Source organism: Streptomyces dysideae (genome assembly GCF_001514305.1).
GTDB classification, from domain to species: Bacteria; Actinomycetota; Actinomycetes; order Streptomycetales; family Streptomycetaceae; genus Streptomyces; species Streptomyces dysideae.
On the sequence record NZ_KQ949085.1, the window covers coordinates 141,643 to 156,523 of the forward strand.

11 protein-coding genes and 2 pseudogenes are annotated in these 14,881 nt (G+C 71.7%); 7 read left to right on the forward strand and 6 right to left on the reverse strand.

What is annotated here, in order from left to right:
• Nucleotides 1–90 precede the first annotated feature (90 nt).
• From AQJ91_RS19470 to AQJ91_RS19485, 4 genes are read right to left on the reverse strand one after another with little or no spacing between them, the layout of a single operon-like run.
• On the reverse strand, nucleotides 91–1,806 hold the full coding sequence (locus AQJ91_RS19470) for an amidohydrolase (RefSeq protein WP_067022972.1): 1,716 nt from the start codon (nucleotides 1,804–1,806) through the stop codon (nucleotides 91–93).
• A 31-nt stretch (nucleotides 1,807–1,837) separates the two neighbouring features.
• A complete protein-coding gene (locus AQJ91_RS19475; protein ID WP_067022974.1) occupies nucleotides 1,838–2,821 on the reverse strand; it encodes an ABC transporter permease in 984 nt (327 codons plus the stop codon).
• The gene (locus AQJ91_RS19480; RefSeq protein ID WP_067022976.1) at nucleotides 2,818–4,359 is read right to left on the reverse strand and encodes a sugar ABC transporter ATP-binding protein; all 1,542 of its coding nucleotides are present in this window, start codon (nucleotides 4,357–4,359) and stop codon (nucleotides 2,818–2,820) included. Before AQJ91_RS19480 ends, AQJ91_RS19475 begins: the two co-directional genes overlap by 4 nt.
• A 10-nt stretch (nucleotides 4,360–4,369) precedes the next feature.
• The gene (locus AQJ91_RS19485; RefSeq protein ID WP_067022980.1) at nucleotides 4,370–5,410 is read right to left on the reverse strand and encodes a sugar ABC transporter substrate-binding protein; all 1,041 of its coding nucleotides are present in this window, start codon (nucleotides 5,408–5,410) and stop codon (nucleotides 4,370–4,372) included.
• A gap of 231 nt (nucleotides 5,411–5,641) precedes the next feature.
• Between AQJ91_RS19485 and AQJ91_RS19490 the strand changes: the two genes are divergently transcribed.
• Together AQJ91_RS19490 and AQJ91_RS19495 are read left to right on the forward strand one after the other, a co-directional pair.
• Entirely contained in the window at nucleotides 5,642–6,679 is a 1,038-nt protein-coding gene (locus AQJ91_RS19490; protein ID WP_067022983.1) for a helix-turn-helix transcriptional regulator, read from the forward strand.
• Nucleotides 6,676–7,620: an LLM class flavin-dependent oxidoreductase gene (locus tag AQJ91_RS19495; RefSeq protein WP_067022986.1), complete on the forward strand. Its 945-nt coding sequence runs from the start codon at nucleotides 6,676–6,678 to the stop codon at nucleotides 7,618–7,620. Before AQJ91_RS19490 ends, AQJ91_RS19495 begins: the two co-directional genes overlap by 4 nt.
• A gap of 18 nt (nucleotides 7,621–7,638) precedes the next feature.
• Here AQJ91_RS19495 and AQJ91_RS19500 read toward each other — a convergent pair.
• Together AQJ91_RS19500 and AQJ91_RS19505 are read right to left on the reverse strand one after the other, a co-directional pair.
• Nucleotides 7,639–8,679, reverse strand: a pseudogene (locus AQJ91_RS19500) (RNA polymerase sigma factor); the annotation flags it as partial.
• A pseudogene (locus tag AQJ91_RS19505) lies at nucleotides 8,640–9,365 on the reverse strand (excinuclease ABC subunit UvrA); the annotation flags it as partial. The pseudogenes AQJ91_RS19500 and AQJ91_RS19505, both read right to left, overlap by 40 nt.
• Before the next feature lie 649 nt (nucleotides 9,366–10,014).
• On the opposite strand from AQJ91_RS19505, the gene AQJ91_RS19515 reads away from it, so the two are divergent.
• The 5 genes from AQJ91_RS19515 to AQJ91_RS19535 are packed head-to-tail and all read left to right on the forward strand — an operon-like array spanning nucleotide 10,015 to nucleotide 14,876.
• Entirely contained in the window at nucleotides 10,015–11,880 is a 1,866-nt protein-coding gene (locus AQJ91_RS19515; RefSeq protein ID WP_067022998.1) for a phage tail sheath subtilisin-like domain-containing protein, read from the forward strand.
• A 32-nt stretch (nucleotides 11,881–11,912) separates the two neighbouring features.
• Nucleotides 11,913–12,437: a phage tail protein gene (locus AQJ91_RS19520; protein WP_067023001.1), complete on the forward strand. Its 525-nt coding sequence runs from the start codon at nucleotides 11,913–11,915 to the stop codon at nucleotides 12,435–12,437.
• A gap of 32 nt (nucleotides 12,438–12,469) precedes the next feature.
• On the forward strand, nucleotides 12,470–13,198 hold the full coding sequence (locus AQJ91_RS19525; protein WP_067023004.1) for a T4 family baseplate hub assembly chaperone: 729 nt from the start codon (nucleotides 12,470–12,472) through the stop codon (nucleotides 13,196–13,198).
• Nucleotides 13,191–13,940, forward strand: coding sequence for a hypothetical protein (locus tag AQJ91_RS52180; RefSeq protein WP_067023007.1), 750 nt, complete (start codon nucleotides 13,191–13,193; stop codon nucleotides 13,938–13,940). Before AQJ91_RS19525 ends, AQJ91_RS52180 begins: the two co-directional genes overlap by 8 nt.
• A gap of 42 nt (nucleotides 13,941–13,982) precedes the next feature.
• Nucleotides 13,983–14,876: a Pvc16 family protein gene (locus AQJ91_RS19535; protein WP_067023012.1), complete on the forward strand. Its 894-nt coding sequence runs from the start codon at nucleotides 13,983–13,985 to the stop codon at nucleotides 14,874–14,876.
• Nucleotides 14,877–14,881 lie beyond the last annotated feature (5 nt).

Sequence of the window (14,881 nt, forward strand, 5' to 3'; positions counted from 1 at the left end):
CCGCTGAGGGAGCAGTCCGCGGTCGGTCCGCTACTCACTGTCTCTGCTGCGCACGGTGGTGCGGACCCGACAGCCCCGCTGCAGGAGCCGCTAGACCAGATGGCTGCCCCACCGCTCGTGGACGACCCGCCCGTCGAACACCGTCAGGTCCACCTCGACGTCCGTGATCTCATGCGGGTCCAGGCCGAGCAGCGGACGGTCCAGGACGCACAGGTCCGCGACCTTGCCGGGCTCGACGGACCCCTTCCAGTCCTCGGCGAAGTCCTGCCGGGCGGGGTTGGCGGTGTACGCCCGCAGCGCCTCGGCGAGGTCCACGCACTGCTCGGGGCCGCTGGGCCGGCCGCTCGCCTTCGACTCGCGCAGCAGCATCGCGGCCACGCCCTGCCGCCAGTCCGGCTGTGTGACCGGCGCGTCGGAGCTGGCGCAGACCGTGACCCCGGCCTCGACGGCGGAGCGCACGGGCCACTGGTAGGCGGAGCGCCGGGGACCGACGACCTCGTCCATCAGATCGGAGATGGTCCACTTGATGGCCGGGTTCATGTTGACGCCGTAGCCGTGCGCGGCCAGTTTGGCGAGGCTGCCGGCGCCGATGAAGTCGCCGTGGATGACGTAGTGCCGCGCGTCCGGGCGGGGCGCGGACGCGTCGGCGGCGAGGAAGGCGTCCACCACCGTGTCGATCGCCCGGTCCCCGGTGACATGCACGCCGAGCTGGAAGCCGCCCTCGTGCGCGAGCCGGATCATCTCGCGCAGCTCGTCGGCCTGCAGGGCGGGTGTGTCACCGTGCACGCACAGCGCGCCGAGGCCGCCGTCGGCGTACGGCTCGCTCATCCAGGCCGTACGGTTCGGCGGCACCCCGTCGGCGAAGATCTTCACGCCGATCGCCCGCAGCCGCCGCGGGTCCGCCGACCCGGGGTGCCGCAGCTCGGCCAGTCCCTTGCGTACGTCGTCGGCGGAGCCGCCCATGGGCGCGGGCAGCAGCAACACACTGACTCGGGCTTCGAGCTGACCCTCGGCGGCGAGTTCGGCGTACGCGGTCCAGTTGTCGGTGCTCAGGCCACCGAACAGGGTCGTCGCACCGCCGGGGCCGAGGCCCGGCTCGGTGTAGCTGGTGATGCCGCGGGAGTGCAGCTCGCGGACCACGTTCTGGATGGCCTGGCGACGCTGGACGACCGTGGGGGAGGGGAGCGCGGCCTCGACGAGGCCCTGCGCCGCCTCGCGCAGGATGCCACTGGGCCTCCCGTCGGGATCGACGTCGATGACACCACCCGGCGGTGGCGTGCTGCCCGCGTCGATGCCGCACACCCGCAGGGCCGCACTGTTGACCCACACCATGTGCGCGGAGAAGTCGGTCAGGCACACCGGGTGGTCCGGCGCCACCGCGTCCAGGTCCCGGCGGTGCGGGAAGCGGTGCGGATCGGTCAGGCACTCCGCCAGATAACCGGCGTCCCAGCCCAGCCCGACGATCCACTCACCGGGGCGGGCGGCGGCCACCGCGCGGCGGACGGCGGCGGCGACGTCGGCGATCGAACCGACCGCCGGATGGCCGACGTCGAGAGCGAAGGGCGGCTTCGTCATGCCGTACGCCGCCCCGTGCAGATGCGAGTCGTTGATGCCGGGCAGGACGGTCCGGCCGCCGAGCTCGACCACCCGCGTGCCGGGGCCGGCCAGGGCGCGCAGCTCGGCGTCGCTGCCGACGGCGACGATGTCCCGGCCGCGCACGGCGACGGCTTCGGCGACCGTGAAACCGGCGTCGACGGTGAGGACCTGACCGCCGGTCAGGAGGAGGGTGGGGGTGCTGTCGCTCACGCGAGGCCTTTCTCTGAGGTGGGGAAAGTGGTCACCGCGTCAGCCGCGGACCGAAGTAGGCGAGCGCCGCGCCCGCCACCAGGGCGGAGCCCTGGGCCATCTGCTGCCAGAAGGTCGGCACGTTCAACAGCGTCAGCCCGTTCTGCAGACAGCCGAGGAAGAGCACGCCGAGGAGTACTCCGAAGACCGAGCCGGATCCGCCCGTCAGCGCGACCCCGCCCAGCAGTACGGCGGTGAGCACGGTCAGTTCGAACCCGGCGCCCGAGGTCCCCGCCACGACACTGTCCAGCACCGACGCCTTGATGGCCCCGGCCAGCGCGGCCGCGACCCCGGTCACGACGAACAGGGCGAACGGCGTACGGCGGATGTTGACGCCGGACAGGTAGGCGGCCTCCCGGTTGACGCCGATGGCGAAGACATGCCGTCCGGCCGGGGTGAGCGCCAGGAACAGGGCACCCGCCAAGAGCACCAGTGCGGCGATGAAGACCGGCGCGTCGATCCCGGCGATCCGCGACCCGCCCAGCCAGGCGAAGCCGGAGCCGAAGCTGCTCAGCGGCAGCGGGAACAGTTGCTGTGCCAGTCCGCGTACGGCGGTCAGCATGCCCAGCGTCACGATGAAGGCGGACAGGCCCAGGTAGCAGCAGAGGACGCCGTTCACGGCGCCCACCGCCGCGCCCGCGGCCAGCGCGCCCAGCACGGCCACGACCGGCGACTGGTGCTGCTGCCCGGCGAGCCAGCCCGCGACCAGCCCGCCGAGGGCGAGCGTGGAGCCGACGGACAGGTCGAGGTAGCCGCTGATGACCAGCAGGGCCAGCGGCACCGCCACGATGGCGAGGGTGGCGGCGTCGGTCGCGATTCCGCGCAGATTGCCCGCGTCGAGGAAGCTGCCCGTCGTCAGCTGGAAGACCAGCACCATCAGGGCGAGGACCATGAGCAGGGGGTTCCGCCGTACGGCGGTCAGGCCGCCTCCCGCCAGGGCGCGCGGCGTGGGCAGGGCGGTGGTCGCGGTGGTCATACTGCTCCTTCGGAGGGCGCGGGCGAGGCGTCGTGGACGGCCGACAGCAGCGCGGCCTCGGTGAGTTCGGCGCCGCTCAGCTCGCCGACGACCCGGCCCGCGGACACGATCAGACAGCGGTGGGCGAGCGCGACGATCTCCTCGGGGTCGCTGGAGGCGAACAGCACGGCGGCGCTCCGCTGTTCGGCCAGGGAGGAGACGACCTGGTAGATCTCCTGCCGGGCGCCCACGTCGACGCCCTGGGTCGGTTCGTCGAGGAGCAGCACGTCCACTGTGCGCGCCTCGTTGATCCACCGGCCGAGGACCAGCTTCTGCTGGTTGCCGCCGGAGAACGCGACCGCCGGCAACCGGGGCCGGACCGGCCGCAGCCCCACGGCGTCGGACAACGCACCGAAGACCCGCCGCTCGGCCCCCAACGCCCGCACGCCGCGCCGGGCGAGCGAACGGACCGTCGGCAACAGCGCGTTGTCCTGTGCGCCGAGCCCCGGGAACAGCCCCTGCCGGCGCCGGTCCGCCGGGACGAGGGCGATGCCCGCGGCCAGCGCGTCGGAAGGCCGCGTGGCGGTGACGGCCCGGTCGCCGACCCGGACGGTTCCGCCCGTGGCGCGCCGCCTGCCGAAGAGGGTCTCCAGGATGCGCGTACGGCCGGAGCCGATGAGGCCGTAGAGGCCGACGATCTCGCCTTCGGCGACACCGACGTCGACGGGGCCGAATCCGGGGCCGCGGAGGCCGTCGACGGTGAGCCGGGGAGCGCGCGGGGCGCCGATGGGAACATCGCCCGACTCGGCTGCCGGGCTGTCCCTGTGAACAGCATCCGCCCGGCCCGCAATCGCCTCGACCAACTCCCGCCGCGTATGCCCCGCCACTGCGGAGTGATGGGTCACCCGCCCGTCCCGCAGGACGGTCACCGCGTCCGCAAGTCGCTCCACCTCGCCCAGCAGATGCGTGACGTACACGATGGCCAGCCCCTGGGCGCGCAGATCCTCCACCCGCTCGGCCAGCGCGTCGCTCTCGGCACCGGACAGGGCGGCGGTCGGCTCATCGAGGACGAGCACCGAGGCGCTGCGGCTGAGGGCCTTGGCGATCTCCACCAACTGCCGCTGGCCCATGGGAAGTTCGCCCACCCGGTCACGGGGCGAGCAACTCGCCGCGACCCGTTGCAGCAGCCCGGCCGCGACCCCCTCCTGCGCGCGCCGGTCGATCCGGCCGTGCCGGGTCCACTCCTGGCCGAGGAAGATGTTCTCGGCCACCGTGAGCGAGTCGACGACACTCGGCGTCTGGAAGATGATCGCCACACCAGCGGCGATGGACTCCCGCGGACTGAGCCGCGGGTACGAGGCCCCGCCCACCTCGATCGTGCCCGCGTCCGGCGGGAAGGCCCCGCCGAGGCACTTGATCAGGGTGGACTTGCCGGCGCCGTTGTGCCCGAGGAGAGCGTGCACCTGGCCCGCCGGGACGGTCAGGTCCACGCCGTCCAGCGCCTGCACGCCTCCGAAGGACTTACTGAGGCCGGTGATGCGGAGGTTCGTTTCCGTCATGGGGGGCGCCCTAGGAGTTCTGGGCGAGCAGCGCGTCGATCCGCGCGGTGTCGCCGCGCTGCACGAGCGTGATCGGCACCTGTGCGCTCGGGTTCGCCTTCCCGGCGGCGACCGCGCGCGGCACCTCCACGACGGCGGCGGCGATGTCCTCCGGCGCGAGCGCGGCCGAGGCGCGGTAGAAGGTGCCCTGCTTGATCGCGAGGAGGGAGGGGGCCGAGCCGTCCTGTCCGCCGACGAAGGTCCTGGCGTCGGTTGCCTTCCGGCCCGCCTGCTGGAGCGCCTTGAAGCCGCCGTACGCCGCCGCGTCGGTGATCCCGAGGATGATGTTGAGGTCGGGGTGCTTGGCGAGGACGGCACGCGACTTCGACAGCCCGGTGTCCGGATCGATGGCCTGTTCCTGGGCGACGACGTCGACGCCGGGCGCGTTCTTGGTGAAGGCGTCGATCATGCCCTTGGTGCGCTCGCGGCCCAGCTGGATCGTGCTGTCGGTGAGGAAGGCGACCTTTCCCTTGCCGCCGAGCTGCTCGTCGGCCCACTGCGCGGCGGCCTCCCCGAGCAGCGTGCCGCCCTCGAGGAAGCTGAACTGGATGTCCGCGCTCTGGTGCTCCAGCGAGCCGCCGTACGTCACCCAGATCAGCCCGGCGTCCAGCGCTCTCTTGGCGATGGCCTCGGTGGCCTCGAAGACCATCGGGAACGACACGATGGCCGGGACCTTCTGGGAGACCCAGGTGTTCAGGTTGGTGGCCTGGGTGTCGGCGTTGCCCGCGTCGCTCGTGGTCAACAGGGAGATGTCGTGCTGCTTCGCGGCGGCGGTGGAGAGCTTCACCAGCGTCGAGTAGAGCGGGAGCTGGGTGAACGGGTAGTCGAAGCCGATCCGGGTGAGAGTCTTCGACGAGCCTGCGGCCGTGCCCGTGGCCTTCGCCGAGGTCGCGCCGGCGTCCGGCGCCGAGCAGCCCGCGAGGGCCAGCGCGGTGGCCGCTGCGGTGCCGCCGGACCATGCGAGGAACTGCCGGCGGGAGGCCGAGGGGACGGCTTGCGGGAATCTGGTCATGGCGGGGCTCTCCAGGGAAGGTGGCCCGTGGCGGCGGGCGTCCGGCTGTGCCGAACAGGAAAGACCGGAGCCCCGTGCCGTGCCATCCGTACAAATACCGACTGTCCGAGAGCCCGGCGCTGACCAGGCGGAACCGGGTCACGGATCGGTGAACGCCTTGTCCGGGGCCCCTGCCGGCCCTATCGTTAGGGACCAAACGACCCTTGCGGTACCGGGCCCCGGGAGGCTCGCATGCTCAGCCACCAGCAGATCGCCGCCGCGACGCGCATCGGCATGCTCACCCGCGAACGCGACACCGCCGCGGCCTGCGCCCAGGCGGTGCACGAGCTCGGCCGGGCCCTGCCGTTCGACGCCGTGACCCTGCTCGGGATCGATCCCATCTCCCGGACGCACGTGCAGATCGCGGGCGTCGGCTACACCGCCGAAACCTCCCAGGCACTGGCCTCCGAGTTCGTCTCGACCCCGTGGTACGGCAACGTCGTACGCCAGGAACTGCCGCGGTCCATCTCGGAGGACGCCGACGATCCCGGACAGCGCTTCCGGCACGGCTGGTTCTACGCCGAGCGGGTCCGGCCGTCCGGCTTCCGTGACGGCATGACCGGGGCGCTGCGCCACGCGGGCCGCGTCGTCGGCATGATCCACCTGTCCACCGTAGGGCCGGACACCTACGACACCGGGGCACGGCACCTGCTCGCCTCGATCCTGCCGGCCCTGGGTGCCCTCGCCGACCCGACGGTCCAGGCCGGCGAGCTCCGCGATCTGCCGACGGAGGCCGGAGCGAACCTCGTCACCGCCGACGGTGTCATCGATCTGCCGGGCCGGGAGCCCGCCGGAGCGCTGGCGGACGACGGTTTCCGGCGTCTGGTGGAGGCGTTCGCCGGTTCCGGGGGCCTGCGGCTGCGGGTGCTGTGGCCGGTCGGGTCCGGATGGTGCCGGGTGGTGCTGAGCCGGTGCACGGTGGGGCCGGCGGTGGTGCGGAAAGCCGTCCTGGTGTACGAGGTGCCGGCCGAGCTGCCGTACGGGCTGAGCCCGCGCGAGCTGGAAGTGCTCACGCGGGCGGCCACGGGCCAGACCAACCAGGCCATCGCGCAGGCGCTGTTCCTCTCCCCGCGGACCGTGCACAGCCACATCGAGCACCTCCTGCGCAAGACCGGCTCCGCCTCCCGCGCCGAGGCCACGGCCCTCGCGGTGCGCGACGGTGTGCTGCGACCGGCACCCGAAGACATCGGACGTTTCATCGAGCGGATACCCGAAGGAAGTCGACGATGACCCAAGCGCCCCGCATGCTGCTCGTGCTCAGCGAGAACTGGACGCTGACCGGCGGCCGGGCCGATCTGCCCCTGGCCGTACGGTGGGCCCGCGAGGCCGAGGCCGCGGGGTTCGACTCGGTCATGGTCAGCGAACACATCGTGCTCGGCCCCGACGCCGCCGCCGACGGCATCATGGGCAACCCCCGCGACTACGCCCTCCCGGGCAACCAGGACCCGTACACCCCCTGGCCCAACTCCCTGCTCCTGCTCGCCGCCATCGCCTCCGTCACCGAACGCCTGCGCCTGGCCGCCGCGGCCGTCCTCGCACCGCTGCGCCATCCGCTGCTGATGGCACGGGAGCTGGGCACCCTCGACCTGATCAGCGAGGGGCGGCTGCTGGTCCAGCCGACGGTCAGCTGGAGCAAGGACGAGTACGACGCCCTGGGCGTGCCCTTCGCCAAACGGGGACGGCTGCTCGACGAACACCTGGAGGTCTGGGCCAAGGCCTGGGGACCGTCACCGATTTCGCACGACAGCGACCACTACCCCTTCCGGGACGTCTACTTCGAGCCCAAGGCATACCGCCCGGAGGGTCCGCGGCTCTGGTTCGGCGGGCAGCGCCTGCACGGCCCGGTGCTGCGCCGACTGGTGCGGTACGGCCACGGCTTCCATCCGCTGGGCCGGCCGGCACCGGACGACATGCAGCTCCTCAAGGACGCCATGACCACGGCCGGCCGGGACGTCGCAGACCTGGAGATGATCGGCGGCACCCAGGCCCACTTCCCCGACGACCACTCCACGGCGGACCTCGGCGCCGCCCTCGCATCGATCCCGGAGCAGCTGGAGCAGGGCTTCACGACGTTCTGCGTCAAACCCAACCAGTTCATCGACGACCCGGACGGCGTCGGCGCGTTCTGCCGCGAGGTCATGCGGCGGGTGGAGGCGCTGACGGCGGCGTAGGCCTCGTCGGCGCCGGCGTCACACGGCGTCGAGGAAGTCGCTCAGCGCCATGAGGCGTGACGGGTGCTGGAGCTTGGACATCGTCTTCGCCTCGATCTGTCGGATCCGCTCGCGCGTCACCCCGTACACCTGGCCGATCTCCTCCAGGGTCTTCGGCCCGCCGCCGACGAGGCCGTAGCGCAGGGCGATGATCCCGGCCTCCCGTGCGGTCAGGCCGGCGAGGAGGGTGCGGAGCGTGTCCTGGAGCAGCGCGAACGTGACCATGTCCCAGGGCGAGACACTGTCGACGTCCTCGATGAGGTCGCCGAACTCGGTGCCGCTCTCGTCACCGAGGGACGTGTGCAGGGAGACGGGTTCCTTGGCGTAGGCGTCGAGTTCGGCCAGTCTCTCCACGGTGATGCCGATCTTTTCCGCAAGCTCCTGGGGTGTGGGTTCGACCCCGAGATCCTGGATGATCTCGCGCCGGGTCCTGGCCACCCGGTTGATGATCTCCACCGTGTGGACGGGGATCCGGATGGTCCGGCTCTGGTCGGCCAGGGCCCGCGAGATCGACTGGCGGATCCACCAGGTCGCGTACGTGGAGAACTTGAATCCCTTTGTGTAGTCGAATTTCTCCACGGCCCGGATGAGCCCGGTGTTGCCCTCCTGGATCAGGTCCAGGAACAGCAGTCCGTGGCCGGTGTACCGCTTGGCGATGGAGACGACCAGCCGGAGGTTCGCCTCGACGAGATGGGCCTTCGCGCGTCCCCCGTCCTCGGCGAGAAGCCGGAGCTCGCGCTGGAACTCCGGTGCCAGGTCCGGCTCCTCCGCCAGCCGGTGCTCGGCGAAGAGGCCCGCCTCGATCCGCTTCGCGAGCTCCACCTCCTGCGCCGCGTCGAGGAGCTGGACCCGGGCGATGAGCCGCAGATAGTCGCGCACCTGGTCGACGGAGCCGCCCTCGGTGGTGAGCCGGGCCCTGGGCGCGTCCCTCTCGTCCTCCGCCACCAGGAACTCCTCCTGCTCCCGCACGAGTTCCTCCGTCATGCCCGCCCCACCTCCAGCAGGCCCCGCAGAAACTGCCCGGTGTACGAGTCAGGTTGGGCCGCCACCTGCTCGGGAGTGCCCTGTGCGACGACCGTGCCGCCGCGGTGGCCGCCCTCCGGCCCCATGTCGATCAGCCAGTCGGCGGTCTTGATCACGTCGAGGTTGTGCTCGATCGCGACGACCGTGTTGCCGGCCTCGACGAGCCGGTGCAGGACCTCCAGCAGCTTGCGGACATCGTCGACGTGCAGGCCCGTCGTCGGTTCGTCGAGCACGTACAGGGTGCGCCCTCGGCCACGGCGCTGCAACTCGGCGGCGAGCTTGACACGCTGCGCCTCACCGCCGGACCGGGTGGTGGCCGCCTGGCCGAGCCGCACACAGCCGAGCCCGACGTCCCGCAGGACGCGCAGATGGCGGCCGATGACCTGGTGTCCGTCGAAGCAGTCCAGGCCCTCGTCGACCGTCATGGCCAGCACGTCGGCGGTGGACCGCCCCTTGTAGTGCACCTCCAGCGTCTCCCGGTTGTACTGGGCGCCCTCGCACACCTCGCACGGCACCTACACGTCCGGCAGGAAGTTCATCTCGACCTTGAGGGTGCCGTCGCCGTAGCGGTGCTCGCAGCGGCCGCCCTTGACGTTGAAGGAGAACCGTCCCGGCCGGTAGCCGCGCACCTTCGCCTCCGGGGTCTGCGCGAACAGCTTGCGCAGATGGTCGAAGAGCCCTGTCTGGGCAACTCGACCTGTTATCAACATTCTCGGCGGCCGCATTCATTGCCCACACGGCACCTCTGGGTGTCAAGGGCGTAGTTCGGATTTACGCGGTCCTCATCGCGGTGCGAGTGCGGCGAAGGCCTCGTCCGCCACAGGTCGGCCACGAGCGATGGCATGATCACGTCACCCCCGTGAAACCAGCCACGAGGGGTTGTGTACGACTCGGGGAGATCGCACGGACGTGCGACAGGGCGCTCAATGGGGGTAAGGGGTTTCCGTCGTGAGCCGGGGCCGGTGCGCCCCTGCGCGATCGCACTCCCTGTGGAGAACCTGTGAACCACATGGCCGGGGCGCGCAGGTGGGGTGTGCGGATGCCGCGAGGGCGCCTTCACCAAACCCCCTCCCCGGGTGGCCTGAAGGTGCCTTGTTGCGTCAACTGCGTACACCTCAAGGTGGGTTGAGCACTTGAGCATCAGGAGTCACAAGCGCGCTGCTTGACCCGGGCGACCGAACAGCCCGGGGCGATGACGGGGGACTTGATGTGGTGCGCACGGCCGCCGTCGACCGACGTGTGTGGCCTGTTCGCGCACCGCTCCGGAGTGTGTCCCTCCGCCATCTCTTGGTGCCTTCATCCCGGTGCCCGAGACAGGGATAAGGAGGGGGAATGCCGATGAGCGCGGTGAGCGCCACCAAGCCGACGTATCCCGGCGTCTACGTCGAAGAGCTTCCCAGCAGCACCCGCACGATCTCGACCCTGACCACATCCGTGACCGCCTTTGTGGGTCACACCCGGCGGGGTCCGCTGAACGAGCCGGTGCGTGTCACCAGCTTCACGGAGTTCGAACGCCGCTTCGGCGGCCTGAGCGCGCAGAGCGCCGTCGGCTACGCGGTCCACCAGTTCTTCGGCAACGGCGGCACCGTCGCCGTGATCGTCCGCGTCGCCAAGGCCGGCAGCGGCAAGGCCGCCTGCGTGACGCTGGAGTCCACCGAGGGCCACAGTGAGAGCGGCGCCCTCGAGGTGCACGCCAAGGAGCCCGGCGTATGGGGCAACGGCCTGCGCGTCGCCGTCGACCACGACACGCCGAACCCCGACGAAACCTTCAACCTGCGTGTCTACGACGCCAAGGGCGAAGCCCGGGAGAGCTTCACCGGCCTGTCCATGGACGCCTCGCACGGCCGCTACGCGCAGACCGTGATCAACGCGGGCTCCCGGCTCATCCGCGTCGAGGTCGTCGGCGAGGGCCGCCCCGACCCGTCCGGCACCGTCTCCAAGCCGTTCGGCGACGAACTGCCCGACCTGGCCGTCGACCTGACCGTCAAGATCGGTGAGGTGGAGCGCGAGTTCACGCTCTACGACCCCGACTGCGACGGCGAAGCCCCGTGCAGTGTGGCCGAGTTGGCGCTGCTCCTGGAGCGCAAGCTGCGCGCCCTGCCCGACGCGCCCGGCAAGCACGCCTTCGCGGGCGCCGAGGTCACCGCCTTCGGCCGGCGCATCCAGGTCGTCGCCGGCTCCACCGACCCCGAGGACGTCGTCCGCTTCCTCGGCGAGTGCGCCAACGACCTCGGTCTGGAAGCCTCCGTCAACCCGCCGGTGTTCCCACTGGCGGGCGGCGAGGACGGCGAGGCTCCGGGTCCCCGCGACCTCATCGGTTCCGAGGCCGGCAAGACCGGCATCCAGGCGCTGCGCGGCGTAGCCGACGTCAACCTCCTCGCGCTGCCCGAACTCGCCGCGTACGAGAAGACCGAGGACCTGCTCACGGTCGTCTCGGCCGCCCAGCGGCTGTGTGCGGAGCGGCGCATCTTCCTGCTGGTCGACGCGCCCAGCACCTGGGTCAGCGTCGACACGGCCCGCGCCGGGCTCGCCGCCTTCGACGCCGTCCGCGGCAACCACGCCGGCCTGTACTTCCCGCACCTCCAACTCACCGACCCGCTCACCGGACGGCTGCGCTCCTTCCCGCCGTCCGGCGTGGTCGCGGGCGTCATCGCCCGTACGGACTCCGAGCGCGGCGTGTGGAAGGCGCCGGCCGGGACCGAGGCGCGGCTCGCGGGCGTGCACTCGCTCACGGTCAACCTCACGGACCGCGAGACCGGCCTGCTCAACCCGCTCGGCGTCAACTGCCTGCGCACCTTCCCGGTGACCGGCCCGGTCGTCTGGGGCGCACGCACGCTGGAGGGCTCCGACGCCCTCGACAGCGAGTGGAAGTACGTGCCGGTGCGACGCCTCGCGCTGCATGTGGAGGAGAGCCTCCAACGGGGCCTGCAGTGGGTCGTGTTCGAGCCCAACGACGAGAACCTGTGGCAGCAGATCCGGCTCGCCGCCTCCTCGTACCTGCACACCCTCTTCCGCCAGGGCGCCTTCAAGGGTGGCACCCCGCGCGAGGCGTACTTCGTCAAGTGCGACAGCGACACGACCACCGCCGAGGACATCGAGAACGGCATCGTCAACGTCCTCGTCGGCATCGCACCGGTCCGGCCGGCGGAGTTCGTGATCGTCAAAATCCAGCAGACGTCCGGGCAGTTCGCGCTCTAGGCGCCGGAATCGTGGAGAACTGAAGGAATCCGATGGCTGAGTTCACGGTCAACGCGCATCGCTTCGACCCGTACAAGAACTTCAAGTTCCTGGTCCTGTGGGACGGTCGTACGGTCGCCGGCATCAGCAAGGTCAGTCCGCTGAAGCGGACGACGGAAGTGGTAAAGCACCGGCACGGAGGTGACCCGTCGTCTCCGCGCAAGTCCCCCGGACGCTCCGAGTTCGAGGGCATCACCCTGGAGCGCGGGGTCACCCACGACCCCGAGTTCGACCGCTGGGCCAACAAGGTCTGGCAGGTCGGCGCGGGCCTCGGCTCCGAGGTGTCCCTCGCGGACTTCCGCAAGGACATCGTCATCCAGGTCCTCAACGAGGCCGGCCAGGTCGCCGTCTCGCACAAGCTGTACCGAACCTGGCCCAGCGAGTACCAGGTCCTCGGCGAGCTGGACGCCAACGCCAACGCGGTGGCCATCCAGTCGCTGAAGCTCGAGTGCGAGGGCTGGGAGCGGGACTACGAGGTGCCCGAGCCGGAGGAGCCGTCGTTCCTCAACCCCGCGTGAGGTGACGGCGGTTACGGGAATCGGGGGAGGACATGGGGAACACCGGGGCGGCTGATCTGCTGGCCACCTGGGAGGCGGGGCTCGCCGAGGCGTCGGTCGGGCGTGCCCTGCTGCTGCACCGCACCGCACGGCCGGACCTCGACGCCGCGAACCTGCCGGTCCTGCCGGTGGGGGAGCGGGAGGCCGACCTGTTCGCGCTGCGCCGGGCCCTGTTCGGGGAGCGGATGCAGGTGCGGATGGAGTGCTCGGCGTGCGGGGCGGACATGGAGTTCGACCTGGACGCCGGGGAGTTCGCGCGTTCGCTGGGCGGGACGTCGAGGTCCGTCGTACGGGTCGAACAGGACGGCTGGGCGGTCGAGTTCCGGCTGCCCGGGGTCGCCGACCTGACGGCGGCGGCCCGGGCCGTGGATCCGCGTATGGCGCTGCTCACGCGGTGCCTGGTCTCGGCGGTGCGGGACGGCGCGGACGTGGGGGCTGGAGATCTGCCCGTGCCCGTGCAGCGCCGGATCGCGGAGGCGGTCGAGGCCGCCGACCCGGGCGCCGACCTGACACTCAACGTCAGCTGCCCCGAGTGCGGGCAGGGCACCCGGGCCGAGCTCGACATCGCCTCCTACCTGTGGACCGAACTGGACGCCTGGGCACGGGACGTGCTCCTCGACGTCCACCTGCTCGCCACCGCCTACGGCTGGACCGAGCCGGAGATCCTGGCGCTCAGCCCGCTGCGGCGCCGCTACTACCTGGAGCTGTGTGCGGATGTCTGACGCCGACGGGGCGCCGGTTCCCGACTTCCTCGACCGGCTGATCGCCCGGCACGCCCCGGTCGCGGCCGTCCCGCGCCCGGGTGTGGCGCGGGTACGGCCCCGGCTGCCCGGCCCGTTCGAGCGGGTCGAGGCGGTACGGGGCACGGCACCGGAGGCGGACGACGGGTCCGGCCTGCTGTGGCCCTCGGCCACGCCGTCCGCCGACGCACAGCGGGACGTACCGCGTCCGGCGGCGGAGGTGCGGCTGCGTACGGAACGGGAGCGGACCGTCGTACGTACCGAACGCGCCCCGACGGACGGGGACTTGACACCGCGACCCGCGGTACGGGCCGTGCCCGAGACGCCGCTGCTGCGTCCCGTGGCACCGGTCGCGCCGGGGCCCCGGCCCGCACCCGACGCCGCCCGGCGCGGCGCGGTCCCGCGGCGGCCGGAGCACGGCTCCACCCAGACCGCGGCGTCCGTACCCACCCCCCCGGGTGCGGACGCCGCTTCCCCCACCGTGTCCACCCCCCTGCGGCCCAGCGCCGCGGACACGGCGGCGGCACGCGACGCCGTACGGCAGGCCGCGGCCCGGCGGCCCGGGCGGGCGCCCGAACAGGTGGTGCAGGTGCAGATCGGGCGGCTGGAGGTGACGGCCGGACCGGCACCGTCCGGCGGCGGCACCCGGCAGCGGACCCCCGAACGCGGCCGTCAGGGCGCGACGTTGAGCCTCGCGGACTATCTGGCGCGCGGGCGGGAGTGACATGCGGCACGAGACACCCAGAGGAACCGAGGAACGGACGTCATGAGCAACGCACTCGCCATCGCGCATGTCACCCAGGCCCTCGCCCTGCTGATCGAGTCCAACCTGGGGCCGGAGTTCGGCGAGGCCGTCAAGGTGGAGCCGCGCAAGCCGCCCGCCGAACCGCCCGCCGAGCCGACCATCTCCGTGTTCCTGTACCAGGTCACGCCCAACACCTCGCAGCGCAACAACGACCTGCCGACCCGCGCACCCGACGGCCGGCTGATCAAGCGGCCCGCCGCCGCGCTGGACCTGCACTACCTGATCAGCGCCTACGGCGAGGAGACGGAACTGGTCGGACAACGGCTCATCGGCGCCGTGGTGCGCGCCCTGCACGAGATACCGGTCCTGCCCAAGGACGTCATCGAACAGGCCGGTGAGCGCCCGTATCTGACGGGCAGTGACCTCGTCGAGGCGGTGCAGCGGGTGCGCTTCACGCCGATGGTGATGGACATCGACGAGACGTCGAAGCTGTGGGGGATGCTCCACCAGACGCCGTACTCGCTGTCGGTGGTCTACCAGGCGTCCCTGCTCTTCATCGACGGCCGGGAGACCCCGGTGCCGGCGAAGCCGGTGGAGCGGCCGGAGGTACGGGTGCTGCCCTTCGGGGCGGAGGGGGCGCCGGTCCCTTCGGGGGCGGAACCGGCTGGCGTGCCGTCAACTGACGGACCCGCCACCGTTGTTGTGGAGGCGGAGACCGAGGATCCCGGCCCGACAGGTCCCAAGAAGGCCGTAAAAGCCCCTGCGAAGGCGCCCACCAAGACGGTCGCCAAGAGCCCCGCCAAGAAGGCACCCGCCAAGGCGTCGGCACGCGGCCGCAAGACGGCGCAGCCGGGCAGGCCGACGAGGGCGCGGGGCACGGAGACGGGCGGCGGATCCGAAACCACGGAGAACTGAGACGA

Coding starts and splice junctions, on each gene's coding strand:
- AQJ91_RS19475 (WP_067022974.1), bottom strand. CDS start 2,821: ATGACCACCGCGACCACCGCCCTGCCCACGCCGCGCGCCCTGGCGGGA.
- AQJ91_RS19480 (WP_067022976.1), bottom strand. CDS start 4,359: ATGACGGAAACGAACCTCCGCATCACCGGCCTCAGTAAGTCCTTCGGA.
- AQJ91_RS19485 (WP_067022980.1), bottom strand. CDS start 5,410: ATGACCAGATTCCCGCAAGCCGTCCCCTCGGCCTCCCGCCGGCAGTTC.
- AQJ91_RS19490 (WP_067022983.1), top strand. CDS start 5,642: ATGCTCAGCCACCAGCAGATCGCCGCCGCGACGCGCATCGGCATGCTC.
- AQJ91_RS19495 (WP_067022986.1), top strand. CDS start 6,676: ATGACCCAAGCGCCCCGCATGCTGCTCGTGCTCAGCGAGAACTGGACG.
- AQJ91_RS19515 (WP_067022998.1), top strand. CDS start 10,015: ATGCCGATGAGCGCGGTGAGCGCCACCAAGCCGACGTATCCCGGCGTC.
- AQJ91_RS19520 (WP_067023001.1), top strand. CDS start 11,913: ATGGCTGAGTTCACGGTCAACGCGCATCGCTTCGACCCGTACAAGAAC.
- AQJ91_RS19525 (WP_067023004.1), top strand. CDS start 12,470: ATGGGGAACACCGGGGCGGCTGATCTGCTGGCCACCTGGGAGGCGGGG.
- AQJ91_RS52180 (WP_067023007.1), top strand. CDS start 13,191: ATGTCTGACGCCGACGGGGCGCCGGTTCCCGACTTCCTCGACCGGCTG.
- AQJ91_RS19535 (WP_067023012.1), top strand. CDS start 13,983: ATGAGCAACGCACTCGCCATCGCGCATGTCACCCAGGCCCTCGCCCTG.